Annotated in this window: 22 protein-coding genes and 1 tRNA gene; 9 read left to right on the top strand and 14 right to left on the bottom strand. The window is 61.5% G+C overall.

Annotated elements, in window-relative coordinates; translation table 11 throughout:
• Positions 1–336: 336 nt before the first annotated feature.
• Positions 337–413 (bottom strand) — tRNA-Pro (locus E4656_RS16225).
• A gap of 58 nt (positions 414–471) precedes the next feature.
• On the bottom strand, positions 472–1047 hold the full coding sequence (locus E4656_RS16220) for a DUF924 family protein (RefSeq protein ID WP_135484357.1): 576 nt from the start codon (positions 1045–1047) through the stop codon (positions 472–474).
• A gap of 128 nt (positions 1048–1175) precedes the next feature.
• Between E4656_RS16220 and E4656_RS16215 the strand changes: the two genes are divergently transcribed.
• Positions 1176–2867, top strand: coding sequence for an alpha-amylase family glycosyl hydrolase (locus E4656_RS16215; RefSeq protein WP_135484356.1), 1692 nt, complete (start codon positions 1176–1178; stop codon positions 2865–2867).
• A 34-nt stretch (positions 2868–2901) separates the two neighbouring features.
• Here E4656_RS16215 and E4656_RS16210 read toward each other — a convergent pair whose 3' ends face one another.
• Positions 2902–3141 carry a CDGSH iron-sulfur domain-containing protein gene (locus E4656_RS16210; protein ID WP_135484355.1) on the bottom strand — a complete coding sequence of 80 codons (240 nt, stop codon included), beginning with the start codon at positions 3139–3141 and terminating at the stop codon, positions 2902–2904.
• A gap of 116 nt (positions 3142–3257) precedes the next feature.
• On the opposite strand from E4656_RS16210, the gene E4656_RS16205 reads away from it, so the two are divergent.
• Positions 3258–3935 (top strand): nitroreductase, encoded by a 678-nt coding sequence (locus tag E4656_RS16205; protein ID WP_135484354.1) that lies wholly within the window; start codon positions 3258–3260, stop codon positions 3933–3935.
• A gap of 113 nt (positions 3936–4048) precedes the next feature.
• Here E4656_RS16205 and E4656_RS16200 read toward each other — a convergent pair whose 3' ends face one another.
• Entirely contained in the window at positions 4049–5191 is a 1143-nt protein-coding gene (locus E4656_RS16200) for a thiolase family protein (RefSeq protein WP_135484353.1), read from the bottom strand.
• Positions 5184–6635, bottom strand: a complete 1452-nt coding sequence (locus E4656_RS16195) for an AMP-binding protein (protein WP_135484352.1) — start codon at positions 6633–6635, stop codon at positions 5184–5186. The genes E4656_RS16200 and E4656_RS16195 overlap by 8 nt, the downstream gene beginning before the upstream one ends.
• A 290-nt stretch (positions 6636–6925) precedes the next feature.
• Between E4656_RS16195 and E4656_RS16190 the strand changes: the two genes are divergently transcribed.
• On the top strand, positions 6926–7531 hold the full coding sequence (locus E4656_RS16190) for a BLUF domain-containing protein (RefSeq protein ID WP_135484351.1): 606 nt from the start codon (positions 6926–6928) through the stop codon (positions 7529–7531).
• A gap of 1 nt (position 7532) precedes the next feature.
• Here the strand turns inward: E4656_RS16190 and E4656_RS16185 are convergent, their stop codons facing one another.
• Positions 7533–7817 (bottom strand): acylphosphatase, encoded by a 285-nt coding sequence (locus E4656_RS16185; RefSeq protein ID WP_135484350.1) that lies wholly within the window; start codon positions 7815–7817, stop codon positions 7533–7535.
• Between the two features lie 200 nt (positions 7818–8017).
• Between E4656_RS16185 and E4656_RS16180 the strand changes: the two genes are divergently transcribed.
• The gene (locus E4656_RS16180) at positions 8018–8452 is read left to right on the top strand and encodes a CopD family protein (protein WP_135484349.1); all 435 of its coding nucleotides are present in this window, start codon (positions 8018–8020) and stop codon (positions 8450–8452) included.
• Between the two features lie 17 nt (positions 8453–8469).
• Here E4656_RS16180 and E4656_RS16175 read toward each other — a convergent pair whose 3' ends face one another.
• A complete protein-coding gene (locus E4656_RS16175) occupies positions 8470–9000 on the bottom strand; it encodes a DUF2231 domain-containing protein (protein WP_135484348.1) in 531 nt (176 codons plus the stop codon).
• A gap of 44 nt (positions 9001–9044) precedes the next feature.
• On the opposite strand from E4656_RS16175, the gene coxB reads away from it, so the two are divergent.
• From coxB to gph, 4 genes are all read left to right on the top strand, one after another.
• Positions 9045–9773 carry a cytochrome c oxidase subunit II gene (gene coxB / locus E4656_RS16170; protein ID WP_205849243.1) on the top strand — a complete coding sequence of 243 codons (729 nt, stop codon included), beginning with the start codon at positions 9045–9047 and terminating at the stop codon, positions 9771–9773.
• Positions 9766–12321, top strand: coding sequence for a cytochrome c oxidase subunit I (ctaD, locus tag E4656_RS16165; protein ID WP_135484347.1), 2556 nt, complete (start codon positions 9766–9768; stop codon positions 12319–12321). The genes coxB and ctaD overlap by 8 nt, the downstream gene beginning before the upstream one ends.
• Positions 12322–12323: 2 nt before the next feature.
• Positions 12324–12995 (top strand): cytochrome c oxidase assembly protein, encoded by a 672-nt coding sequence (locus E4656_RS16160; protein ID WP_135484346.1) that lies wholly within the window; start codon positions 12324–12326, stop codon positions 12993–12995.
• Positions 12996–13063: 68 nt separating this feature from the next.
• Positions 13064–13726, top strand: a complete 663-nt coding sequence (gene gph, locus E4656_RS16155; RefSeq protein WP_135484345.1) for a phosphoglycolate phosphatase — start codon at positions 13064–13066, stop codon at positions 13724–13726.
• Here the strand turns inward: gph and E4656_RS16150 are convergent.
• From E4656_RS16150 to E4656_RS16125, 6 genes are all read right to left on the bottom strand, one after another.
• Entirely contained in the window at positions 13697–14125 is a 429-nt protein-coding gene (locus E4656_RS16150) for a secondary thiamine-phosphate synthase enzyme YjbQ (protein WP_135484344.1), read from the bottom strand. The two genes, gph and E4656_RS16150, sit on opposite strands and share 30 nt — an antisense overlap.
• 257 nt (positions 14126–14382) lie before the next feature.
• Positions 14383–17559, bottom strand: coding sequence for an isoleucine--tRNA ligase (gene ileS, locus E4656_RS16145; protein ID WP_135484343.1), 3177 nt, complete (start codon positions 17557–17559; stop codon positions 14383–14385).
• 528 nt (positions 17560–18087) lie between these two features.
• The gene (locus tag E4656_RS16140) at positions 18088–19722 is read right to left on the bottom strand and encodes an ABC transporter ATP-binding protein (RefSeq protein WP_135484342.1); all 1635 of its coding nucleotides are present in this window, start codon (positions 19720–19722) and stop codon (positions 18088–18090) included.
• The gene (locus tag E4656_RS16135; protein ID WP_135484341.1) at positions 19722–20753 is read right to left on the bottom strand and encodes an ABC transporter permease; all 1032 of its coding nucleotides are present in this window, start codon (positions 20751–20753) and stop codon (positions 19722–19724) included. Before E4656_RS16135 ends, E4656_RS16140 begins: the two co-directional genes overlap by 1 nt.
• Complete coding sequence (locus E4656_RS16130) at positions 20753–21847, bottom strand: microcin C ABC transporter permease YejB (protein WP_135484340.1); 1095 nt, start codon at positions 21845–21847, stop codon at positions 20753–20755. Before E4656_RS16130 ends, E4656_RS16135 begins: the two co-directional genes overlap by 1 nt.
• A gap of 23 nt (positions 21848–21870) precedes the next feature.
• The gene (locus tag E4656_RS16125) at positions 21871–23724 is read right to left on the bottom strand and encodes an extracellular solute-binding protein (protein WP_135484339.1); all 1854 of its coding nucleotides are present in this window, start codon (positions 23722–23724) and stop codon (positions 21871–21873) included.
• Between the two features lie 443 nt (positions 23725–24167).
• Between E4656_RS16125 and E4656_RS16120 the strand changes: the two genes are divergently transcribed.
• The gene (locus tag E4656_RS16120; RefSeq protein WP_135484338.1) at positions 24168–26114 is read left to right on the top strand and encodes a methyl-accepting chemotaxis protein; all 1947 of its coding nucleotides are present in this window, start codon (positions 24168–24170) and stop codon (positions 26112–26114) included.
• A gap of 26 nt (positions 26115–26140) precedes the next feature.
• Here the strand turns inward: E4656_RS16120 and E4656_RS16115 are convergent, their stop codons facing one another.
• Positions 26141–26965, bottom strand: a complete 825-nt coding sequence (locus E4656_RS16115) for a fructosamine kinase family protein (RefSeq protein WP_135484337.1) — start codon at positions 26963–26965, stop codon at positions 26141–26143.
• Positions 26966–26978: the final 13 nt, after the last annotated feature.

Genomic DNA, 26978 nt, shown 5'->3' with positions numbered 1-26978 from the left:
CGGTAGACGGTAGACGGTAGACGGTAGACGGTAGACGGTAGACGGTAGAATCGTTCCAAACCACAGAAGGCTGTCAAGCCCTTACTGTCTACTGTCGACCGTCATCTGTCGACTAAACCCCACTGTCTACTTTCGACTGTCATCTGTCGACTCAATCAGTATGGCTGTTACTGGTGTCTGCTGCTGCGAGGGCTGCTATGGCGAGATGTGATATCGACCAGTGAAGAATTGGTCGGAGAGACAGGATTTGATCCGGCCGGCGCTCCGGCTGCGACCCGGGGGCGCAGGTGACTCGAAAGGGGATAATGGCGGCTTGTTGTATCGACCAAATCAGATTGGTCGGAGAGACAGGATTTGAACCTGCGACCCCTACGTCCCGAACGTAGTGCTCTACCAAGCTGAGCTACTCTCCGCCAAGGGCGCCTATTGTATGCAGATGGCGCCTGAACGCAAGTAGGCGCCGACAAAAGCTCAGAACGAGGAGCCGGGCTGCCTGAGGAATTCTATTTCCTCCGGCGTCGACTCGCGTCCCAGGATGACGTTGCGATGCGGGTAGCGTCCGAATCGGTCGATAATCGCCTTGTGCTTTTCTTCGAAACCCAGGTTCTCTTCCAGCCCCGGCTGAGCGAACAGCTGCATGGCCACTTCATGCACCAATTTCGATTCACTGTGCATATAGGGCATGTACAGAAAGACCCGCTGCATGGGCTCGGGCAGTCGCTGGTCATCACCCCGGCCAACGGCCTCCTGCGCCAGCACCAGTGCCATGCCGTCGCTGGCAAAGGCCTCTGGCCGATCCCGAAAAATATTTCGCGAGAACTGGTCCAGCACGATGATCTCGGCCAGTCGGCCTTCCGGCGTGGTGCGCCAGGCGGCACATTCTCCCTGGCTGGCTGCCCGCTGCGCGGGGCCAAAGCGCTGCTGTATGGTCTGGTCCAGAGCGTCGCTCTTGCGAAACCAGTCGCGGACACTCAGTTCCTGATACCAGAAGTTGAGCACGGCGCGCGCATCCGGATGGACCGCCAACGAGTTGGAGCTGTCGTTCATGGGCTGGATTCCTCCCCCTGCAAAGCGGTTTACATCTGGTCAGGCCCGTTCACCGCGTCTACTCTAACAAGGAACACACACAGGCAATACGATTCATTCTGCCCCGGGCAGACCAACGGACCCTTACCATGACCGTACAACTGGAACAGCAAAGCACTCTGCGTGAACTTTGGCAACGCATTTTCCATGACACGACCGACGCGGCGCAGGATCGGTTGCTGCAGCTACTCGACGACCGGCGGCAGGCACTGCTGGCCGACCCGCCAAGCCAGGCCGGCGACACTGCTGACCCGGAGTGGTACCGCGATGCAGTGATCTACTGTCTCTATGTCGATGCCTATGCCGGTGATTTTGATGGCCTGACCGGGCGTCTGGACTATCTGGAGAAGCTGGGCGTGAATACGCTCTGGCTGCTGCCCATCCTGGACTCGCCGATGCGCGATCAGGGCTTCGATATCAGTGATTTTCGCGCCATTCGCCCGGACCTCGGCGGCAATGAAGCCTTTGTCCGCTTCGTCGACCAGGCCCATGCGCGCGGCATCCGCATTCTGTTCGATATGGCGGTGAATCACTCCTCGGATGAGCATCCCTGGTTCAGGGAAGCACGACAAAACCCCGATTCACCATATCGGGACTACTACATCTGGAGCGACCAGCCGGACCGCTATCTGGATGCACGCCTGCTGTTCAAGGGCATGGTGGACTCCAACTGGGAATACAACGACGCCACTGGCGACTACTACTTCCACCGCTTCTATGCCTTCCAGCCGGATCTGAACTACCGCAACCCGGACCTGCTGATCGAGATGATCGACAACATGCTGTTCTGGAAGGCCCGTGGTGTGGACGGCCTGCGCATGGACGCCATTCCCTTCATCTGGAAGGAAGAGGGCACCGACTGCGAAGACCTGCCGACCACTCACACCATCCTCAAGCTGATTCGGGCGGCGCTGGACTACTGTCAGCCGGGCACGCTGCTGATTGCAGAGGCCAACATGGAGCCGCGCGAGGTGGTGAGCTACTTTGGTGATGCCGACGAGTGCCAGACCGCCTATCACTTTCCGCTGATGCCGCAGTTCTTCATGGCGCTGGCGGAAGCCGACTATCGGCATATTCGGGACGCCCTGGCCCCCGAGGTGACCCCGGTGATTCCGGAATCCTGCTGCTGGATGAGCTTTCTGCGCTGCCACGACGAGCTGACGCTGGAGTTCGTCACCCCGGACGTACGTGAACGCATGAACCGCTACTACCTGCACCACCCGCAGTACAGCTTCCGCGAAGGCGAAGGCATTGCCGGGCGCCTGTTCTATCTGTTGCGGGAAGCCCCCGACAAGATGCTGCTGATGCACTCCATGCTGTGTGCTACCGAGGGCTCACCCATCCTCTACTATGGTGACGAAGTGGGCATGGGCAATGATCAGGCCTTCTTCGAGCAGACCAGCCGCCAGACCGGTTTCCGGGATGCCCGCTTTCTGAATCGGGGCCCCATGGACTGGTCGAAGGTCGAGCGGGCACTGGAACATACGGAGTCGGTCGAACACCAGTTGTTCGAAGGTGTCCGGGCCATAGTGCGGGCCCGCCGCGAGTTTGCGGCCTGCTTTCACGGCCCGGGCCGCTTCATGGACCTGCATGATCCGGCGCTGTTCGGCCTGGCCCGCCAGGCGGGGCAGACGCATCTGGAGATCTATCACAACCTGTCCGACCAGCCACGCCATGTGGAACTGCCGACCGCCATGCGCGATGTCATGACCGGGCAGGACACCGGGCGCCAGGTCACCCTGGCCGGCCATGCCTACTGCTGGCTTACCCCGGCCGACTGACACTCTGGATGCGTGACGCAGTCCGCGGGGGCGGCTAGAGGCCGTTGTGGGTACCGTCGCACAGCGGCTGGTCGCCGGTTTGCTTGCAGCCGCAGAAGTAGAGTGTCTTGTTCTCTTCCGCCTTGTACATGACCGGGTTCAGTTCCGTTGCCTTGTGCGAGCCGTCACAGAACGGCTGCGTGCCACTGCGCCCGCAGGCACACCAGGCATAGCGCTTGCCGGCTTCGACTTCCACTGCAAATGGCCCTTTCTGGGCGATTCTGGCTTCACTCATGGTATGCTCCGCAGTGCCTTGAAATGCAATACAAAGCCTAGGCATCGGAGCCAGCATACGCAAACGCCATGGCCCGAAAAAGACACCATTCCGAACAGCGATCGATCACTTATTACATGGTCAACGTTACTCAGGCCCTACAGTTTCGGCGCTCTGTGCGCCGCTTCACCACAGAGCCGGTCAACCATCAGCAGGTCACCACACTGCTCGAGCTGGCCCGTCAGGCCCCCAGCGGCGCCAACCTGCAGCCCGGTTTCGTCCGCGTATTGACCGGCGCACCGCTGTGCCGACTCAGCGCGCGCCTGTGCGCTGCCTTCGAGCAGGGTGACACCCGAGCGGAAGAGTACTGCTACTTCCCCAGCCCCATGCCGGCCCATCTGAAAGAACGACAACGTCAGGTTGGCTATGCGCTGTACCAGAGTCTGGGCATTGCGCGGCGGGATATCGAGGGACGCAAGGCCCAGCACCGGCGCAATTTCGAGTTCTTCAATGCCCCGGTCGGTTTGGTCATCACCATCGAGCGGGGCCTGGGCAAGGGCTGCTTCATGGATCTCGGCATGTTCATCCAGTCCATCTTTCTCGCGGCGACAGAGCAGGGGCTGGGCAGTTGCGGCATAGGCGCCCTGGCCAGCTACCATCATGTCATCCGCGATGAGCTGAATATCCCCGCGGACGAGATTGTGGTGTGCGGGATGGCCATCGGCCATGCCGATCCGGACGCACCGGAGAACCAATTTGATACGCAGCGTCTGCCGCTGCCGGAATTCAGCCGTTTTTCGGGGTTTGAAGATTGACCCCTCGCCCTTCGCACTCTGTTCAAGGCGGCTGCGCCGCCATGCGTGGCCAAGGGCCACTGCCTACAACTCATGCGTGGCCAAGGGCCACGGCCTACATTTGTGGCCCACGACTACTGCTCTCGCGCCAGCAGCGCGGCACTGGCCAGCCCACCGGCAGCCGCTATGGCAAGCAGTGCCCGGGCGCCCACAGGCACAGTGCTCAGTTCATGAAACGCTCGCACGGCCAGAATGGCACCCGAGGCCCCAATGGGGTGTCCACGCGCCAGGGCCCCTCCCCCCCTGTTGATGCATTCATCAGGGAGGTGCAGATCCCGACAGTTGCTGATCGCCTGCACGGCAAAGGCTTCCATGATTTCTGCACAATGGAGATCGGTCGGGCTCAGCCCCTCTCGCGCCAACAACTGCTGTACCACCGGCACCATTGCCCGCGGCGGACTGTCGGCCAGGCTGCCTCCCGCCAGACCTGCCCGCCAGCGGATCGCGGGCAAAGACGGGCTCAGACGACGGCGCGCCTCGTCACTGACCAGCAAAACCACGGCGGCGGCATCGGCCTGCAGAGCGGTCCCTGCCACATTGACCCGGCCCTCACCACAGTGCGCAATCACCGGCGTGCGCGCGGCCAGGGCCGGGCTCATGGGTCGGGTGGCCGCATCGACCGAGAGGCCACCCAGCGGTACGCACTCGGCGGCCAGCCGATCTTTTGCCGCCAATGCTTTCCGGTGGCTCCGACAGGCCCAGTCATTCTGTGTGTTCAGGTCGATGCCTTCCTCGGCGGCCAGTCGCGCGGCGCTGTCCGCCATATCGGGATCGCGCTCCAGCCAGGGGGTAAAGGGCGGGCGTTCGTAGGTCACCGGTATGCCGTCTGTCCCAGTGGGTCGATGCTGGCGAATGGGGCGGCGGCTGGTGCTCTCCACACCACCGGCCAGCACCAGATCGGCCTGACCGGCCTCAATCGACTGGGCCCCCAGACGCAGTGCATCCAGGCCGGAACAGCACTGGGTATCCAGCGTCAGCGCTGACAAGGACTCCGGCAGACCTGCCGCCAGCGCCACCAGCCGGGCCGGATTGCCGCCGCCATACAGGGCATTGCCCAGAATCACCTGATCAATCTGATCTGCACCGATTGCTGCATCCTGCAGCAGTTGACGGATAACGGGAGCAGCCAGGTCGGCGACGCCCAGCTCGCGCAGTGCGCCATTCACCGGAGCCACCGGTGTACGCCGAGCCGCCACTATCCAGACGCGGCTATTCATGCGCTGCCTCCAGTTGGTCCGCCAGTGCCTGCAGACGAACAAAGTCACTCTTGCCGCTGCGGGTCAGTGGCCACTCACTGACCTGGTGCCAGGCACGGGGTAGCTGGGCCGTGGGGTAACGCTGGGCACAATGCTTGCGCAGTTGCTCCGAAGCTGTCTCTGCGCTCGTCTGATACAGGGCGACCAGTCGCTGGCCCCGCAGTTCATCCTGCACACCCAGTACGGCCGCCTGTTCAATTCCCGCCATCTGCTGCAACCAGGTCTCCATTTCTTCCGGATACAGGTTCTGCCCGCTGCTGACCAGCATGCGCTTTTCCCGCCCCACCAGATACAGATGACCGGCTGCATCCTGCCAGCCATGATCACCCACCGTCAGCCAGTCGCCATGGCGCCGGATTTCGTCCCCGCCGCCACATTCATAGCCGTCAAACAGCAGCGGGCTGCGCACCCAGATGCGTCCGCGCTCACCGTCGGCGACGGGCGCTTCCGGTGTCGGGCCAATACACACCTCGACTCCGGGCACCGGCCTGCCCACCGACCCGAGTGGCGCCCGGTCCCGATCGCTGTGCAGGGTGACAAAGCTGGTTTCGGAGGTGCCATAAAACTCGGTGAGTCGGGCTGCGGGAAAATGCCGGCGCAGCGCTTCGCGGGTATCTTCGGGCCACTTGGCCCCGCTGACAATCAGGTGGCGCAGGGCAGTCAGTGGGGGCGACTTGTCCCTGTCCAGCGTCTGCGCCAGCAGGCGGATCTGGGTCGGTGTGCCATAGCAGACCGTGACATTGCGCGCGCGCATGGCCGCCAGCACGGAGCGCGGTCGGAACTGCGGCACCAGTACCGCAGGAATGCCGCGCGCCAGTGCATGCACGACACCATACAGATGCAGCGACGTGGCCAGACTGCCCGGCGCCATGACCACATCTTCCTGCGTCAGGTCGAACATCCGGTCGCTGATCCGGAAACTGGCCAGCCAGGATGCATGTTGCCGTCGATAGCCTTTAGGCAAACCAGTAGAGCCCGAGGTAAAGCCGACATAAAAGAGGTCCTGCGCAGATGGCACTGGTAAATCAGCAGGAGAGGGATTTTTGCACAGAGCTGCCTGCTCCAGTGCCGCATAACCGGCATCATCCAGCATCAGATCGATCTGCACCTGCTGCTCGATGGCCTGTCGCTGTGCCGCTGTCCATTGGGGGTCGAACACCAGGGCCCGGCACCCGGCGCGCACCACGCCCAGAAAGGCCACCACCAGTTGCAGTGGTTGCCGAAGGTCGAGCGCGATGGCCTGTCCGGGCCTGGTGCGATGATGAAGGGTCAGCGCCAGGGCGTCCACCTGCCGATGCAGATCTCCCCATGAAAGGTGGCTGTCACCGCAAACCAGTGCGGCCTGCCCGGAACGACAGGCGGGCGCAACCCGGACGAAGGTGCCGGCGGCATCATCCCCGGGCAATCCCGATGACCCGAGCCGCGCCGGGACCAACCTGGTATCCCGCGAATTGTTCAATTGCCAGAACCTCTTCCTGCCCGACCAGATGCCGGCAAGCTAACCAAAGATCAGGTTGGGCGCAAATCCTCTGCCCACCGACAGGTAGCGCTTACCGGCTTGTGTTATGCTCCGCATCCGTCTGGCATGCGCTCCCTGTCTCGGCTGGTGAACGCATCAGATTTCAGGGACACAGACTATGAACTGACTTCGTCCGAACACCGTACACAAACTCGAATCATGTCACGGAAATTTCAATGAAAGATCTCATCTCGGTGCTGTATATCAGCCGCGCCACCTTCAAGCCGCTGCCCGCCACCAAGGGTATTGAACCCGATGTGGGCCGAATTCTGCAGGCTTCTCGCACCCACAATGCCCAGCATCGAATCGGCGGCGTGCTGTTCTACTGTGATGGTTATTTTTTGCAGTGTCTGGAAGGGGAGCGCGACAAGGTGAAGGCTCTGCTGGAGACCATTCGCCAGGATGACCGCCATACGGATATTCGCATTGTCTCCGAAAACGAGATCAAGCGACGCCAGTTCGACCATGGGTCGATGAAGTACACTGCGATCAACGATGCAGTCAAGTTGATGCTGCGGACACACGGGTTCGAGCGCTTCGACCCCTATCAGTTTGACGCCAATCATTTCCGTTATCTGCTCAAGACACTGAAAGACGTCGATGATCAGACACCTGCAGATTTGCATGAGCAACTGCCGAAAGACACAGACACGGGCGACAGCAGTGCCAAACGCACCCGCCTGCGGCCACAGGCAGCGCCGCAACGTGACCCATGGGCCAGAGGCCTGGCGGCCGCGGCGCTGGCGGTTGCATTGCTGGCCCTGGCGCTGTCCGTCACCTGATTCAGCAGGTTGCCGCCACCTCGAACCTGTTGAAGCGGCCAGTGGCGGCTTCAACCCGGTGCTCGACATTCGAGACCTCTGCCGCGGCCGGACCATGCCAGCACCAGTCAAGCAGCTGTTGCAGCTGGTCCAGATCGCCTTCAGCCAGAATCTCGACCCGACCGTCCTGCAGGTTGCGCACCCAGCCGGTGAGACCCAGAGACTGCGCTGTCTGCTGGGTTGAGCCACGATAGAACACGCCCTGCACCCGACCGGAAACCCGGATGCGCCATTGTTCTGCTGCCATCCATTACCTCCGTTACAACCTTCGCAAACAGGCTAACCGGCACCCTGACCGCTCGCAAATCGGGTGCAAAGATTGGCTGTGGGAACCTCCCGGCGCCGGCATCGCATTGAAAACAGGGGCATGCCTCCTATACTGAATTTCGTTTGATCGATTTCCCGGACCGGCCTGCAGGAGGCCACTCAACCGACAAGGAGTACTGAATGCTCTGGTTTCTGGTGCTGCACATTGGCACCTTGTTGTTCTGGTGTGCCGCCCTGTTGTACCTGCCGCTGACCATCATGGGTCAGACCCGGCAACAGCTCAATCTGGTTGATTCCCCCCTGGCCGCCGATGGCCTGCCCCGGTTTCTGTTCACCCATGTCGCCACCCCGCCCGCACTGGCCGCCATCATGACGGGCACCGCTGTTTTTCTGCTGGATCGCAATGCCGATGGCTGGCTGATTCTGAAGCTCACCCTGGTCTCCGGGCTGGTGGTCTGCCATGCCCTGACCGGTCTGCTGGTCCTGCGCGCAGAAGCAGGTCAGACCAGGGGGCTGCTTATCTGGTGCCGTATCTCGCTGACGACCCAGTTGCTGCTGATGACCGGTATTCTCTGGCTGGTGCTGGCCAAACCGGATGTGGAGCTGCCGATATGACACCTCCCTGCAGACGATCAGGTGTTGATCTGGTGGTGCTTGTCAGCGGCCTGCCGGGTATCCACCCCGACGGCAAATTCATACACCATCTTGCCGCCGAGAAACCCGGTGATCGCAATCAGCCCACCGGTCAGCAGCGACAGGTACAGGCCCCAGGGCCAGATGACCCCTGCGGGATCACCAAGGCGCAGCAGCCAGTTCAGCGACGCCAGCGACAGCAGCATGACGGCCATGATGGCGTGACACCAGGCGGTAACCAGTCGCCGCACGCGGGCTACCGTGGACAGGTCCACCAGACCCGCAAAACCAGATACCCAGCCGCCGAGTGCACCGACACCGGCCAGCCAGAGCCCGGCGCGGGCCCAGAAGCTGTCGCCGGTCCACAGCCAGGCCAGATCGGTGGCCACCAGCCCCAGCAGCGCGGCCACCGGAAAGTGAATCAGGATCGGATGCAGCGGATGGCCCTTGATCGCCATGCGACTGGTCACCGGGTTGGTCACGAACTTGATGGCCCGGTCCTGATCACCGGGTTGAGGATGGGTGGCCATGGATGCGAACTCCCGGACAATCTGTCAATGAAGAGGATTTCCTGATGACAAGGTTAGCAGCCATGATCAGCCTTGGCATCCTGATGCTGCTCGGCGGCTGTGCAGGATGGTTTGACGGCCCCCTGTCGACATTGCAGCCCGCCGGGCCAGCAGCCCACTCGGCCGCGCTGCTGTGGTGGGGCATGTTCCTGTTTGCCACCCTGGTGCTGATCGCCGTCACTGCATTGTGGATCATTGCCCTGCGCCGTGACCCGGGTGAAGTCAGCGACGCCGACGCCCAGCGCCAGCAGAACCGCTGGATCTGGGGCGGCGGGCTGGCGCTGCCGCTGGGCAGCATCACGGTATTGCTGGCCTTCGGCATCCCCATGGGCCACAGCATGCTGCCGCTGCCCGCTGAAGACCGAGTGGAAATCGAGGTCACCGGCTATCAGTGGGGCTGGCGCGTCGAATACCCGGAGCAGGGTATCGAACTGCAAAATGAAGTGGTCATCCCGAGCGAAACTGCGGTCGACATCATTCTGCGCAGCGAGGATGTGATCCATTCCTTCTGGGTGCCCAGACTGGCCGGCAAGACCGACCTGATTCCCGGCCATACCAATACCCTGCGCCTGGTGGCGGATGAGCCGGGCACCTATCACGGTGTCTGCGCAGAGTTCTGTGGCGTAGGGCACGCCCACATGCAGTTCACTGCCGAGGCCCTGAGCCCGGACGACTATGCCACCTGGCTCTCGGAGCAGGCAGCGCAACAGGACGAGGGAGAGACGGATGACTGAAACGACACCCGTACAACCCCACGAGGCCACGGAGCAGACCCGCAGTCTGCATCAGACCTTCAGCCGCGTCTGGGCCAACTGGCCCGGACTGGGGTCACTGGCGGCGGTGAACCACACCACGCTTGGCCTGCGCTTCATGATCACCGGCCTGATCTTCTTCCTGATCGGTGGCGTGCTGGCCATGCTGGCCCGCACCCAGCTGGCGTTGCCGGAACAGAACATCCTGACTGCCGATGTGTACAACCAGGTGTTCACCATGCACGGCACCATCATGATGTTCCTGTTTGCCATTCCGGTACTGGAAGGCCTGGCCATCTATCTGATCCCCAAGATGATTGGTGCCCGGGATCTGGTGTTCCCGCGCATCACGGCGCTGGGCTACTACTGCTATCTGTTTGGCGGCATCATCATCCTGTCGAGCCTGTTTCTGGGCGTGGCTCCGGATTCCGGCTGGTTCATGTACACGCCACTGAGCAGCGCCGAGTTTTCCCCCGGCCCGGGTTCCGATTTCTGGCTGCTCGGCATCACCTTTGTTGAAATCTCGGCCATGGCGGCCGGTATCGAGCTGACCGTCTCCATTCTGCGCACCCGGGCCCCTGGCATGACGCTGCGCCGCATGCCGATCTTCTGCTGGTACATCCTGGCCATGGCGCTGATGATCGTGTTCGGCTTTCCGCCGCTGATTCTGGCCAGCATCCTGCTGGAGCTGGAACGGGCCACCGGCATGCCGTTTTTCGACCCCGGCGGCGGCGGTGACCCGCTGCTGTGGCAGCATCTGTTCTGGCTGTTCGGTCATCCCGAGGTGTACATCATCTTCCTGCCCGCCGCCGGCATCGTATCGACACTGATCCCGGTGTTCTCCGGGCGACCCCTGGTGGGCTATCGCTGGGTGGTGCTGTCCATCATCGTGACCGGCTTTATCAGCTTCGGCCTCTGGGTGCATCACATGTTCACCGTCGGTATTCCGCAGCTGGCACAGGCCTTTTTCTCGGTGGCCAGCATGCTGGTGGCGGTGCCGACGGCGATTCAGGTATTTGCCTGGCTGGCCACACTGTGGACGGGGCGGGTTCGCTTCACACTGCCCATGCTGTGGATCTTCGGCTTTCTGGTGATCTTTGTCTGCGGGGGCCTGACCGGCGTCATGCTGGCGCTGGTGCCCTTCAACTGGCAGGTGCACGACACCCACTTTGTGGTGGCCCACATGCACTATGTGCTGGTCGGTGGCATGTTCTTCCCGCTCATCGCCGGCCTCTACTACTGGCTGCCGCATGTGACCGGTCGCCTGCCGTCCGAACGCCTGGGCAAGTGGGGCTTCTGGCTGACCTTTATCGGCTTCAATGCCACCTTCCTGCTGATGCATCTGACCGGTCTGCTCGGCATGCCGCGCCGGGTCTACACCTACGAGGCCGGCCTGGGCTGGGACTGGCTGAACCTGCTGTCCTCCGTCGGCGGCTTTATCATGGCGGCCGGGGTGGCCATGATCGTGCTGGATTTGCTGTTGCATGCACGCCTCGGGCGCCGGGCACCGGCCAACCCCTGGCAAGCCGACACTCTGGAATGGGCAACCGCCACACCGCCGGCACCGTACAATTTTGCCAGCCAGCCCACGGTGACCAGTCGGCACCCCTTGTGGGATCAGTCGGACGTGGCGCAGCAGATGGCAGCCGGCGAGGGTCATCTGGGTGAGGTTCAGCAGGACCAGCGCGACACTCTGGGCACGGATGCGATCACCGCCCGGGTGGCCGAGCGCTGTCACCTGCCCGGCAACACCTGGCTGCCGATGCTGTCGGCGGCGGCGCTGGCCGTGGTCTGCATCGGGCTGCTGATCCGCATCTACCCGCTGGCGCTCGCGGGCTGTCTGGTGGCGGCCGTGTTCCTGCTCCGCTGGAGCTGGCTGAACGGTGGCCACCCTCTAGCCGCGCCTTTGACAGACGCAGAACTTGCCGGCAAAGACGATGACCAGAGCCCACCGCTGGAATCCAGAACCCTGGATGGCCCCGGGCGCTGGGGCATGATCATCACCCTGTTGGCCAACGGCACGCTATACGCCTCGTTGCTGTTCGGCTGGTTCTATCTGTGGACGGCCTCACCACAGTGGTCGGCCCCGGCCGACAGCCCGCTGGCCACCCTGCCTCTGCTGGCGACCGCAATCCTGGTCACCGTACTGACGCTGCTCTACCGCGACCGGGTACGCCACCTGCAGGGCGGGGAAGATCGCCATCTGGCCGCGGCTCTGGGTAGTCTGACCGTACTCGGCGCCATTGCCACCGGCGCGGTGCTCTGGGTAATGGTCAGCGCCCCGCTGGCGGCCACCGAGCAGGCCCATGACGCCGTGCTGATGGTCATGCTGATCTATCTGTTCTGGCACTGTGGCCTGGCCACGGTGCTGACCGGGCTGCAGGCGCTGCGCGTCAGGCTGGGTTATGTGTCCGCCCATCTGCCCTATGAAACCCGGGTACTGCAGCCCTTCTGGGTTTATACCTGTGGTGTTTTCTGGCTGAGTCTGGCCGCCTTTATCGGGCTGCCCATGGCCTGGGGAGGGGGCTGATCATGCTGAATCCGCAGCACCCCATGCAACTGGCACTCGGCCTCACGGTCTGGAGTGTCTGGTTTGTGGCCCTGTACGGCGGCCTGCTGACCCTGATCGGCCCGCTGGATCAGTGGGCGCATACCGGCACCGGCCCCCACATGGTGCAGCACATGCTGCTGATGGGGCTGATCGCACCGCTGTGGATTCTGCTGCGACCGCAGGCCCAACTGGTGCGCGGTAGCGGCGCTCTGGGCCAGCCACTGATCGGCGGGCTGGCACGCCTGGCCCGGCATCCGCTGTGGATGGCCTATCTGCATGGGGGCGCCATCTGGCTCTGGCACCTGCCGGCCGTCTATGACCTGGCACTGGATCACGCCGGCTGGCATGCGGCCGAGCACCTGAGTTTTCTGCTCACCGCCGTGCTGTTCTGGTGGGCCGTACTGTCAACCAGCGCCCGGCGCTCGCCCTTTGCGCTGCTGGCACTGCTGCTGACGCTGATGCATACCGGCTTTCTGGGCGCCATCATGACCTTTGGCCGGGAACCCTTTTATGCCGATGCCCGCGACCTGCAGGACCAGCAGTTAGCAGGCCTGATCATGTGGGTGCTGGGCGGTATTCCCTATCTGCTGGCGGCGGGCTGGGTCACCCGACGCTGGTTGCTGCATCTGTCGCGGCGCATGGCCAATGCCTGAGCCATACCCGGAAAAGCGAATTTGCTCTATCCTGCAGACCATTCAGACAATGTGAGGAGTCGCCATCCATGAGGCTGAAAGCAGTCCTGTTCGATCTCGACGGCACCTTGGTCGACAGTGTACCCGGCCTGCATCAGGCCGTTGATCAGGTGCTGCAGGCGCGCCAGGGTCGCACCTGCACGGTGGACGAGGTTCGCCGCTGGGTGGGCAATGGCCCTCGGGTACTGATGCAGCGTGCACTTGGGGAGAACAGCGCCACAGAGGAGCTGTCGGCAGCTCTGACCGAGTTCGAGCAGGCCTATGCCAGGACGGTGTTCAACGGCCAGCTCTATCCCGGCGTGACCGAAGGCCTGACCCGACTGCGCGCGGCCGGGCTGCACCTGGCCTGCCTGACCAACAAACCCTGGCCCTTTACATTGCCGATTCTGCATCATCTGGATATTGCCGATTGCTTTGCCACCGTCATCTGCGGTGATCAGATACACAAGCCCAAACCCCACCCGGAGAGCCTGACGCTGGCCTGTGAACGTCTTGAAGTATCGATCGAGGAGGCCATGATGGTCGGTGACTCGGTGAATGACCTGGCGCCAGCCCAGGAATTGAACATGCCCCGGGTGGCCGTGACCTATGGCTATCATCAGGGCGAGGATCTGACGCGCTTCCGGCCCGATCTCCTGGCCGACGACTTCACGGCAGTCGTGTCATTCGCCCTGCAGCGTCAGCACCAGTGACCGACTGCCGGCGCGGTTGCGATGCTCGCCCAGATACACCCCCTGCCAGGTACCGAGGTTGAGCCGCCCGCCGGTGATCGGCAGGGTGAGCTGACACCCCAGCAAGCTGGATTTGAAATGCGCCGGCAGATCATCCGGGCCTTCATAGGTATGCTCATAGCCCTCGCCGGGATGCACATCCGGCGCCAGCCGGTTGATAAAGGTCTCGAAATCACTGCGCACTGACGGGTCGGCGTTTTCATTGACGGTCAGGCTGGCCGAGGTGTGCTTGAGCAGCAGATGCACCAGCCCCACTTCCACCGCCGGGGCCTGCGCCAGCGCCGACTCGATCTCGTCAGTGATCAGGTGAAAGCCTCGCGACCGAGGGCGCAGGCGGATTTCGGTCTGCCAGAAAGTCATATTCAACTCCGGATGCTCTGAGCCTGCCTCTATGTTAACGCAGACTGGTTCTGACTACCGTATCCAGGGATTCCAACAATCATAGCCATCCCGCCGTGGTCGGGGTAGCGGGTGATCAGACACGCAAAAAACGTCGTCCCTGACAGCTCGTCTGCGTGCATCCATGCACGCAGACGGTCTGTTCACCCGCTACCCACTCCCGGCGGCAGGATCGTATTGTGCCAACCTATATTATCGGTACCCAACACGGCGGCACATCAGGGTACGTTCGTAATGGTCATGCCAAGGTGCAAATTGTCGATCTCAAAGGTGTGTTCGGCACCCTGGTCGGCCTCTGCATCGATTGCCTGCAACGCACTGCAAAAGGTTTCACGGGCGATATGGTCCCGGTGCTCGGCAATGGCAGCAGCCAGCTCGGCATCGGCCCGGTAGGCAACCGCAATGCGGTCCGTCAGGTTCAGCCCCAACTCCTTGCGCGTTTTCTGGATCCGATTGACAACTTCCCGTGCCAGGCCTTCGGCAATCAGGGCTTCGTTCAGCGTGCAGTCCATATCGATCGAGATAAAGCGATTGGACAGCGCTTCGGTGCCCGCTTTGGCTTCGCGGAATAGCAGAATGTCATCATTGCTGAACCGTTCGTCTTCCAGCAGCAGCTCGCCACCGTCTCTCAGTTGCTGGAGCTGCTCGGCCTTCAGGTTCTCGATCAGCGGCTTGAACTTCTTGAAAGCCTTGCCCAGACGTTTGCCCAGTACTGCCGAGTTGGGTTTGGCATGGAACGCAATGTAGTCGGCTTCTGCAGTCGTGTAGTCCACCTGCTTCACATTGAGTTCAGCCTTGATGTAATCCTCCAGCCGCGCAATCTCATCCAGCATGGCCTGATCCTGATGAATGATCGTCAGGCGTGGCAGCGGCACCTTGGTCTTGATCTTCACCTGGTTGCGCTTCTGACGACCCAGCAGAATGATGTTCTGCATGCGCGCCACGGCGGCTTCCAGCCTGGTCCGGATCAGGTCTTCCTCCGCCTCCGGGTAGCGGCACAGGTGCACGGACTCGGGTACAGCACCGGCAGCACAGGCCCTGAGCTGCTGGAACACATGTTCGGACAGAAACGGGGCGAAAGGCGCCATGCTGATATTGAGTTCGTGCAGGGTACGGTACAGGGTTTCAAAAGCTGCCACTTTGTCGGGGGACATGCCTGCCGCCCAGAAACGCGACCGGTTCAGGCGGATGTACCAGTTGGTCAGGTCCTCAATGAACTCGAACAGCGCGGGTACGACATTGTACAGCCGGTAGGCCGCCATCTCACGGGCGATACTGGCTTTCAGGCTCTGCAGTCGAGACAGGATCCACTGATCGGTAATATTGTCTGAAACAGTGACCTCGTTGCTGGACTGCCAGCCATCAATGTCCGCGTAGGTGCTCAGAAAGCGGAAGGCGTTGTACCAGGGCAGCAGAACCCGCCTGACCATGTCTTTGACGCCGGCATCGGTAAAACGCTGTTCCTCGCCTTTGACCAGACCGGAATTGATCAGGTACAGGCGCAACGCGTCGGCGCCATACTCTTCCATCAGCAAGTCAGGCGGCGTGTAGTTCTGCAGCCGCTTGGACATCTTCTTGCCGTCTTCGGCCATCACGATGCCATTGACGATGACATTCCGGAACGCCGGCTGGTCAAACAGGGCCGTGCCCAGCACCAGCAGGGTATAGAACCAGCCGCGGGTCTGGTCGAGCCCTTCGGCAATGTATTCGGCCGGGAAACCGGCTTCGAACAGGTCCTGATTCTCGAAGGGATAATGCAACTGGGCATAGGGCATCGAGCCGGACTCGAACCAGCAATCCAGTACTTCTTCTACCCGGCGGAAAGTGCCCGGCTCACCCTCCAACTGAAAGGTCAGGTTGTCGACATGCTCCCGGTGCAGGTCTGCCACGCGCACCCCTGTGTAGTGCTCCAGCTCGTCAATCGAGCCGATGCAGATACGCCGGTCGGTTTCGTCATTGATCCAGATGGGCAGGGGTGTGCCCCAGTAGCGATTGCGCGACACGCTCCAGTCAATCGCATTGTCAAGCCAGTTGCCCATGCGACCTTCGCGGATATGCTCCGGCACCCAGTTGATCTGCCGGTTGAGTTCGGCAATGCGGTGCTTGATCTGCTCTACCTTCACATACCAGGACGGAATCGTGCGGTAGATGATTGGCGTGTCGGAACGCGGACAGAACGGATAGCTGTGCTCGATCACCTCATGGCTGTACAGCGAGCCACTGTCCCTGAGTCGGCGGATGATGCCCTTGTCGGCGTCCTTGACATACTGCCCGGCGAAATCGCTGACCTCATCGGTAAAGCGACCGTTCTGATCAAGCGGGCACACCAGCGCCGCAATGCCGTTGGTATTCATGACCCGGAAGTCATCCTCACCAAAGGCGGGGGCCATATGGACAACGCCGGTGCCACTGTCGGTGGTGACATAGTCATCCGCCAGTACCTGGAACGCACCTGCATCCGCCAATGCGGCAAAATACGGGAACAGGGGCTCGTACCATTTGCCGACCAGGTCACTGCCCCTGACCTCGGCCTCAACCACCAGGTTGCGTGATTTGCCAACCTCGCCCAGTCGCGCCCGGGCCACATAGAAGCGCAGATCACGTTCACTGTCATGGACGCGCACATAGTCGATATCGGCATTGACGCACAGGCCAAGATTGGAGGGCAGGGTCCAGGGGGTGGTGGTCCAGGCCGCGATACAGGCGTCCTCGTCTCGCAGTTTGAACAGCACGGTGACGGAGGGGTCCTGCACGTTCTGATAGTTGGAGCCCGCTTCAAAGTTGGAGAGCACCGTGCCCAGGGCGGTCGAGTACGGCACGACCTTGACGCTCTGGTATACCAGTTCCTTGTCCCACAGCTGCTTCATGACCCACCACACGGACTCCATGTACCAGGGTTCCATGGTCTTGTAGTCATTGCGGAAGTCGACCCAGCGACCAATGCGGGTAATAGTCTTTTCCCACTCTCGGGTATAACGCTGCACGATGCTGCGGCATTGGTCGTTGTAGCCTTTCAAGCCGAGTTTGGCCACGGCTTCCTGGGCTGACATCCCCAGTGACTTGTCGATTTCGTGCTCGATCGGCAGCCCGTGACAGTCCCAGCCAAAGCGGCGCTGCACGTAATAGCCCTGCATGGTGTAGTAACGCGGCATGACGTCCTTGAGGGTGGAGCCGACCAGATGACCGTGGTGTGGCAACCCGGTGGCGAACGGCGGGCCGTCATAAAAGATATAGGGCTTGCCACCGCGAGTCTGCGCCAGAGATTTTTGGAACACCTCCGCCTCTGCCCAGAACTGCAATACCTGGTGTTCGGTGTCGACAAAGGAAAAACTGCCGGCCTCGGTGTCGGATTTGCCGCTGGTGGTACTGGTGTCAGTACCGGCTGAGTCAGCCATGGAATCTATCTCCTGTTTTCTGCAGATTCAGCCCGTGAACCTTTTCTCTGGCACAAAAAAAACCCGCCTGGTGGCGGGTTTTCAAATTATTGCGACAAGCACGCGCTAATCCGACCCACCACTGTCGTGCTGGATAATGGATATAATGGTGGCGTAAGCGGCGTGACGTCTCATACTTTGCAGAATTGGTGATTTGCGACGTAAAGTCAAGTGGCTGTGGCTCGTCAGCAACCAATGTAAGAGCAGCAAATATAGCCATGCCGCCGTGGTCGGGGTAGCGGGTGATCAGACACGCAAAAAACGTCGTCCATGACAGCTCGACTCCGCACATCCCTGTGCGTCGACGGTCTGTTCACCCGCTACCCACTCCCCGGCGGCAGGATCGCGTGGTGCCAACCTGCATTATCGGTACCCCGACCACGGCGGCTAAAGCCGAGTGCGCAAGGGCCGGTAGTTTCGGCGACGGGATGATATGGTGCCACCTGCACAATCGGCACTTGCGTGCCTCGCTACAGGGCAGGTGCAGCGTTACAGGGTGGGGATGGCGGCAATCAGCTTGCGGGTGTAGTCCTCGCGCGGTTCGTTGAAGACTGTTTCGGTGTCGCCGGTTTCCACGACCTTGCCGTCCTGCATGATCATGATGCGGTGACTGAGTGCCCGCACCACGGCCAGGTCATGGCTGACAAACAGGTAGGTGAGGCCTTTTTCCTTCTGCAGGCGCCGCAGCAGTTCGATGATGTCCTTCTGCACGGTGCGGTCCAGTGCCGAGGTGGGTTCATCCAGCACCAGCAGCCCCGGGTTCAGAATCAGTGCGCGGGCGATGGCGATGCGCTGGCGCTGGCCGCCGGAAAACTCGTGCGGATAGCGGTGGCGGGTTTCCGGGTCCAGATGCACGGCCTGCAAGGCCTCGATCACCTGCTGCTCGGTTTCCTCGGCAGACAGCCGCTCGTGCACGCGCAACCCCTCGGCCACAATCTGTTGCACCGACATGCGCGGACTGAGGCTGCCGAACGGGTCCTGAAAGATGATCTGCATGAAGCGGCGCAGCGGACGCATGCCCCGGTGGCTCAGTACATTCAGGCGTACCGCCTGTCCGGGTTGCCCGGTCAGCAGGTCGCCGCCGCGCCCCAGATAGACAATCTCGCCTTCACTCTGAATCAGTCGCAACAGGGCGCGGCCCAGGGTGGTCTTGCCGGAGCCGCTTTCGCCGACAATGCCCAGGGTTTCACCCTGGCGCAGGGTCAGGTCGATGCCGTCGACGGCTTTGACGTGATCCACCACCCGCTTCAGCAGGCCCTTCTTGATCGGGAACCAGACGCGCAGGTTGTCCGCCCGCAGCAGTTCGGGCGCCGCAGCCGGTACCGGTTCGGGCCGGCCGGTGGGGGCCGAAGCCAGCAGCATGCGAGTGTAGTCCTGCTGCGGGTTGGCGAAGATGTCTTTGGTCAGGCCGGTTTCGACGATGCGTCCCTGCTGCATGATGGCGACCCGTTCGGCCATGCGGCGCACTATGCCCAGGTCATGGGTGATGAACAGCACCGACATGCCCAGTTCGCGCTGCAGTTGCTGAATCAGGTCCAGCACCTGGGCCTGTATGGTCACATCCAGCGCCGTGGTGGGCTCGTCGGCAATCAGCAGGTCCGGCTCGTTGATCAGCGCCATGGCGATCATGACGCGTTGACGCTCGCCGCCGCTGAGTTCGTGCGGGAAGGCGCTCAGGCGCTTTTCCGGGTTGCGCAGGCCGACCCGATTGAGCCATTCCAGAATGCGGGGCCGGGCCTTTTTGCGCCCGGTGCCGTCATGCAGCAGGATGGCTTCGCCCAGTTGCTTTTCAATGGTATGCAGCGGGTTCAGGCTGGTCATCGGCTCCTGGAAGATCATGCTGATCCTGTGGCCGCGGATAAAGCGCAGTTCGCTGTCCGGCCCGCGCAGCAGATCCTGATCCCGGTACCAGATGGAACCGGTTGGGTAGACCACGGGCGGCTCCGGCAGCAGGCGCAATATGGACTGGGCCGTCACCGACTTGCCGGAGCCGCTCTCGCCGACCAGCGCCATGATCTCGCCCTGCGGTATGCTCAGACTGACCTCGTTGACCACCTGATTGACCTGGCCGTCGTCCTCGAAGCCGACGCTGAGATTCTCGATACGGATCAGATCCTGACTCATCAGCGGGTCCTCCTGGGGTCCAGCGCATCGCGCACGCCTTCACCGATAAACACCAGCAGCACCAGGATCAGCGACAGCATGAAGAACACCGACAGGCCGATCCAGGGCGCGCGCACATTGTTCTTGCCCTGGTTGATCATCTCGCCCAGCGACGGTGAGCCGGGGGGCAGACCGAAACCGAGGAAATCCAGCCCGGTCAGGGTAGTCACCGAACCCGCCAGAATAAACGGCAGGAAGGTGATGGTGGCCACCATGGCATTGGGCAGCACATGCCGGAAGATGATGGCCGTGTTGCCCAACCCCATGGCCCGGGCGGCCTGCACATATTCGAAGTTGCGCGCACGCAGACTCTCGGCGCGCACCAGGCTGACCAGCCCCATCCAGCCGAACAACAGCATGATGCCCATCAGGATCCAGAAGGTGGGCTGCACCATGCTCGAGATGATGATCAGAATGAACAGGGTCGGCAGACTGGACCAGACTTCCAGCACCCGTTGCCCGAACAGGTCCAGCTTGCCGCCGAAGAAGCCCATCATGGCCCCGACGGCCACACCGACGACGGAGGTAAGTATGGTCAGCGTGAAGCCGAACAGAATGGATATGCGAGTGCCATAGAGCAGGCGTGCCACCACATCACGACCCTGATCGTCCGTGCCCAGCCAGTTTTCGGTACTGGGCGGGCTGGGTGCCGGCGACGGCAGATCATAGTGGATGCTGCGATAGCTGAACCGGACCGGCGGCCACAGCATCCAGCCGTCCTCGTTGATCAGATCCTGAATGAAGGGGTCGGTATAGTCTGCCGGCACATCAAAGTCGCCGCCGAACGCCAACTCCGAATAGTTGAAAAAGACCGGCGCATACCAGGTGTTGTCATGGTAGGCGATGATGGGCCGTTCATTGGCAATGAACTCGGCCATCAGGCTGAGCAGAAACAGGCCGCTGAACAGCCACAGGCTCCAGAACGCCCGGCGGTTGTTGCGAAAACGCTGCCAGCGCTGACGGTTGATGGGGTTAAGCTTGAGTACGACCATCAGCGCGCCTCGAAATCTATGCGCGGATCGACCCAGGTGTAGGCCACATCGTTCAGGATGCCGAGCAGCAGCCCGAGCAGGCTGAACATGTACAGGGTAGCAAACATGACGGTGAAATCACGCTGCAGGGTGGCCTCGAAGCCCAGCAGACCCAGTCCTTCCAGCGAGAAGATCACCTCGATCAGCAGCGCACCGGTAAAGAACATGCCGATAAAGGCCGCCGGGAAGCCGGCAATGATGATCAGCATGCCGTTGCGGAACACATGCTTGTACAGAATGCGCTTTTCGGTCGCGCCCTTGGCCCGGGCCGTGATCACATACTGCTTGCTGATCTCGTCCAGAAAGGAGTTCTTGGTCAGCATGGTCAGGGTGGCGAAACCGCCGATCACGATGGCCAGAATGGGCAGCGTCAGGTGCCAGAAATAGTCGAGTATCTTCTGATACCACAGCAGCTCGTCAAAGTTCTGCGACACCAGCCCACGCAGCGGGAACCAGTTGAAGTAGTTGCCACCGGCAAACAGGATGATCAGCAGAATGGCAAACAGAAAACCCGGGATGGCATTGCCGATGACCACCACCCAGCTGGTCCAGACATCGAACTTCGAGTGGTGCCTGATGGCCTTGCGAATGCCCAGCGGTATGGAGACCAGATACAGGATCAGGGTGCTCCAGAGCCCCAGAGAAATGGAAACCGGCATGCGCTCAATGATCAGCTCCAGTACCGAACGGCCGCGAAACAGGCTGTCACCAAAGTTGAACGTGAAGTAGTCCCGCAGCATCAGGAAGTAGCGTTCATGCAAAGGCCGGTCAAAGCCGAAACGGGCCTCGATTTCGGCAATGATGGCCGGGTCCAGCCCGCGGCCGGCGCGGGTACCGGACTGCTCTTCGCGCTCGCGGAAGCTGCCGCCCGAGTCCATCACCTCGGAACCGGCTCCGGTTATGCGGTCCAGTGCCTGGCCCTGGCCCATCATGTTGGCAATGGCCTGATCGACGGGCCCCCCGGGGGCCCCCTGGATGATCACAAAGTTCAGCGTGATGATGGCCAGCAGTGTGGGTATCACCAGCAACAGACGGCGGACTACATAGGCGCCCATGCGCTCAGCTCCCTCAGGTGATGTCAGCGACGGATACGAGCTGCACGATCGTTATCATACCACCAGGTACTGACCCCGAGGTCGAAGTCCGGCCGGGTCTCCGGTCGATCAAACTTGTCCCAGTAGGCCACCATGTAGCTGCTGCTGTGCCAGTTGGGCATCACATAGAAATTCCAGCGCGCCACCCGATCGAAGGCATGGCCATAGGCCAGCAGTCTGTCTTCGTCGCCCTGGTGGGCAATGATGCCCTCGATCAGGGCGTCGATCACTGGGTCACTGACCCCGGCCGTGTTCCAGGTGGAGTCGATATAGTCCGAATGCCAGGAAGTCTGCATGCTCACACTGGGATAGGGGTTGGCCGCATAGCCGTTGGCGATCACGTCGAAGTCGCGCTCGCGCAGGCGGTTGGTAAACTGCGACGGATCAATGATGCGGATGTCCATCCGAATGCCCATGCGCTCGACGTTGCGCTGGATATTCAGCGCCACCCGCTCGAAGGTGGGGCTCGACAGCAGCATCTCGAAACGGAAACGCTCACCGGTTTCACTGTGCACCAGACGCTGATCGCGCAGTTCCCAGCCGGCTTCCTGCAACAGGCCCAGGGCTTCCCGTGTCTCGGCCCGCAGACGACCGGTGCCGTCGGTCACATTGGGTCGCCAGGCCTCTTCCGAGAACACCGCCTCCGGCAACTGGTCACGGAACGGCTCCAGAATTTCCAGTTCCTGCTCCGAAGGCAGACCTTCGGCCATATAGGGGGTATTCTGGAAATAGCTGAAGGTACGCTCGTACTGATCAAAGAACAGGTTGCGGTTCATCCACTCGAAATCGAGCGCATAGTTCAGCGCCTGGCGCACACGGTGGTCCTGAAACTGGTCCCGTTCGATATTGAACACAAAGGCCTGCATGGGTTGCGGCACGCTGTGTGGCAATTCTTCCTTGACGATGTCGCCGCGATCAAAGGCGCGCCCGGTATAGTCGTTGGCCCACTGGCGGGCCACGTTTTCCTGGCGGAAGTCGTATTCGCCGGCCTTGAAGGCCTCCAGCGCCACCGTGGTGTCGCGATAGTAGTCGTAGCGCAGATAATCGAAATTCATGGTGCCGCGCATGGCCGGCAGGTCACGGGCCCAGTAGTCCTCCAGCCGCTCGTATTCGACATGCTGGCCCATGGCAAAGCGGCTGACCCGATAAGGGCCGCTGCCCAGCGGCGGCTCGTTCAACGGCTCGGAGAAATCCCGCTCGGCCCAGAAATGCTCCGGTAGGATGGGCATGTTGGCGATACGGAGAATCAGGTCCCGCGAGCCTTCATCCGGGTGGAAGGTATAGCGCACGGTATAGTCATCCAGCGCTTCCACATCGGCTACTGCAGCATACTGGGAACGCACGAAGGGCACGCCTTCGTCCATGAACTTGTGGAAGGTGAACACGATATCTGCAGCAGTGAGGGGCTCACCGTCCTGGTGGCGGGCGTCCGGATTGAGGAAAAAGGTGACCTCGGAATAGTCACTGGCGTATTCCAGCTCCTGCGCCACCAGTGGATAGTAGGTGCGGATCTCGTCACTGCTGGCGGTCATCAGGGAGTCATAGAACAGCGTGCTGCCAGTGGCTGCCAGCCCGCGCTGGGCATAGCGATTGAAGTTGTCATAGGTGCCGATGGCGGCAAACACAATGCGCCCGCCCTGCGGCGCGTCCGGGTTCACATAGTCGAAATGTTCGAAGTCCGCGTCGTATTTGGGCTCGCCCAGTATGGACAGGGCATGGGTTCGAATCATCTCGGGGCTGTCGGTGGCCTGTGCCAGTGCCGCAGCAGACAGCATCAGGCAGGTGACCAGCAACCCTGTTCCCAGTTGGTGGCCGGGCAGGCGGACAGAGTGGAACATCGAGTAATCCTCCAACGGCCCGGCCACCGGCGGGGGCAGGGCTGACAGCGTGAATGAGTCTTCGGGCAATCCGGCCTCTAATTGGATACTGTGGCCATTCTTGCCTGGCTCCCAGCTTCCGGCTCTTTGTATTGATTATATTCAACTCTGACAGCTTTGCCCGAACCGGCTCAGTTTTCAAGCCTTGTACAGTGCAAAGGGAGTGTTAAGAGGCGACACCGGGCACTGGTGCAGAGCGGACAGCCCAGACTGTCCTGATCAATGTTAAAATCACTTGCGTATTTTCGCATATAAGACTATCCAGATACTGCAAGAACAGACGACAACTGTTCAGAGAGTCGCTCTTTGACCCGCAAGGACGCTTGATAATTACAAGCGGTCTCACAAGGCCGTACAAGCCGTACCGACCGATCCGAAGTTGTTCGGGTCAAGACAGGTGACACATGACAAACTCCGCACTCAATTCCACATGGAAAAAACTAAGCTTTGGCGTTCGCCTGACCACCCTACTGGTCGCCCTGATCGTGGGCGCCATACTCATCCTGACCTCCATTCTGTTCTCCCAGTACCGACAGGCCCAGGTAGAACAGTCCCTTACCAGTGTTGAAGCCACGGCCCAGAACAATGCCCAGTCGTTTACCGAGTGGCTGCAGGCACGCCAGGACGAAATGCGTTTTCTGGCCAGTCTGGAAGCGTCGATCGATGCCGATCTGGATCGCGTCAACGAACTGATGCTGCGCATTACCGAACAGGACCTGTTCTATGACACCATCTTCCTGGTCGGTGCCGATGGCATCGGTATGGCCGGGGTCGACCTCAATGAAGGCAGCCCCAGAATCATGCCGGAATCCGAGGCCAATGCTTTTGATGTACACGACCGCGCCTGGTTCCAGCAGGCCGTCTCGGGGACACCGGCCTTCTCGCAACCTGTAGTATCCCGGGCCACCGGCAATACCGTGTCCACGGTGGCCATTCCGGTCTATGACAACGAGATTGTGTCCGTCATGCGCGGTGCGGTCATGATCGATACCCTGGTGGAACGCCTGGAGGCACTGGATCGGGGGGCCGGCACCGAGATCTATCTGCTTGATGGCAACGGGGTGCCGGTCACGCCGGCAGCATCCTTTGGCAGTACCGACTCCCCGCTGGAGACCGAGGCTGCACAGGCTGCCCAGGCCGGCACCGATCAGGCCGGCACCTACACCAATGCTGCCGGCACTCGTGTCGTGGGCGCCAGTGCCTATATCGACATGCTGGACTGGTCACTGGTGGTGGAAACCGAACAGTCTGTGGCGCTGGCCGCAGTGGGCCAGATGCTGGCCTTCCTGACGATACTGGCCGCGCTGGTCATTGCCGCCTCGATCGGCGCCTGTCTGCTGATGGTGCGGTCCATTCTGAAAACGCTGGGCGGAGACCCGGAATACGCAGCCGCCATCGTGCACCAGGTCGCCGATGGCGATCTGACCGCACAGATCCGGTTGCGCAAGGGCGACCAGGACAGCCTGCTGGCCTCACTGCATAGTATGCAGCAGCGATTGCATGGCATGATGACGGACATCGGCGACTATTCGGCGCAGGTGGCGTCGGCTTCAACCGAACTGGCCCAGATCAGCACCCGAACCAATGAAGGGGTTGAACAGCAGACCCAGGAAATCAACAGCTCCGCCACCGCCATGAACGAGATGACCGCCACGCTGGAAGACGTGGCGGCCAGCACCCAGTCCTCGGCCGATGCGTCACGCACGGCTTCCGAGTCGGCGGCCACAGGGCGGCAGGTGGTACAGGCCTCGATTGAAGCCATCAATCAGCTGGCCAGGGAGATTGAAAACACCACCCAGGTGATCAACACCGTGAAGGAAGACAGTGATCGTATCGGCAAGGTGGTCGAAGTGATCGAAGGCATTGCCGAGCAGACCAATCTGCTGGCCCTGAATGCTGCCATCGAGGCGGCAAGGGCCGGCGAAAGCGGGCGTGGCTTTGCCGTGGTGGCCGATGAGGTGCGCGGGCTGGCCGGTCGCAGCAAGGAGTCCACGACCGAAATCCAGACCATGATCGAGCAGTTGCAAAAGGGCACCGAACGGGCGGTCACCGCCATGGAAACCAGCCGCGAGCGGTCCGAGGAAAGCGTGACGCGGTCGGAAGAGGTCGGCACCCAGCTGGAGCGTATTGTGGAAGCAGTCAACCTGATCGATGAAACCGCGCAGCAGATCGCCAGTGCCACTGAGGAGCAGACCGCGGTATCGCGCGATATCAACAAGAGCATTCACAGCATCAGTGAGGTGGCCGCCCAGACCACAGAGAATGTCAGCCAATCGGTGGAGGCCGGCGACAACCTCTCCCAACTGGCTGAGCAGCTGCGCAACCTGGTGGCCCGCTTCCGCCTCAACTGAGGCGGGTGCAGGCCCCTGCCGGGCGGTCAGCGCCAGGGTTGCAGCACCCGGGTGACCGCCGCCTGATAGCCACCGCCGAACAGGTTCAGATGGTTCAGCAAGTGGTAGAGGTTGTACAGGGGTATGCGCTCCTCCAGCCCGGGGTCCAGCCGCCGTATTGATTGATAGGCCGCGTCCAGCTCCGGGCCGAAGCCGCCAAAGAGCCGGGTCATGGCCAGATCGGCCTCGGCCCAGCTCCAGCTTACGGCCGGGTCGATCAGTACCGGCTGCCTCTGTGCATCGAACAGCACATTACCGCTCCACAGATCACCATGGATCAGCGACGGTGGCTGCTGCGGTATCAGGTCACCCAGTTGACTGCACAGGCGCTCCAGCGCCTGCATCCAGGGCCGTGTCAGCAGGCCTTCGTCAAAGGCACGCTGCCCCTGTGGCAGCAGGCGGCAGTTGATGAAAAAGTCGTGGCCGTTGTCATGGGCCGCATTGTGCTGCACTGACAGGCCACAGTAGTTGTCGGCCTCGAAACCGAAATGAGGCCCGTGCTGCTCATGCAGGGCCGCCAGCACCTCGCCCAGGGCTTCCATGCTGCGAGGCCCGGCACTGCCCGTTTCGATATGGCTCAGCAGCAGTCCGCTGTCCACTACATCCAGCACCTCGGGTACCGGGGCCCCGGCGCGAGCCAATGCCTGCAGGCCTGCAGCCTCGGCGGCAAAGAAGCCGGGAGGGGGGTGGGGGTGGGTCTTCAGGAAGACTCGTTCCCCCTCGGCAGTCCGGGCCGCGAAGGCCTGATTGATGGACCCTCCCCCTACCGGCACTTGATCGGTCAGGCTCCATCGTGATACCAGATCATCCATAGTCGTCTCCTCT

It is taken from the genome of Natronospirillum operosum, from assembly GCF_004768465.1.
GTDB lineage: Bacteria > Pseudomonadota > Gammaproteobacteria > Pseudomonadales > Natronospirillaceae > Natronospirillum > Natronospirillum operosum.
The sequence above is the reverse complement of the archived record's forward strand: the minus strand, read 5'-3'. Positions and strand labels throughout refer to the sequence as shown.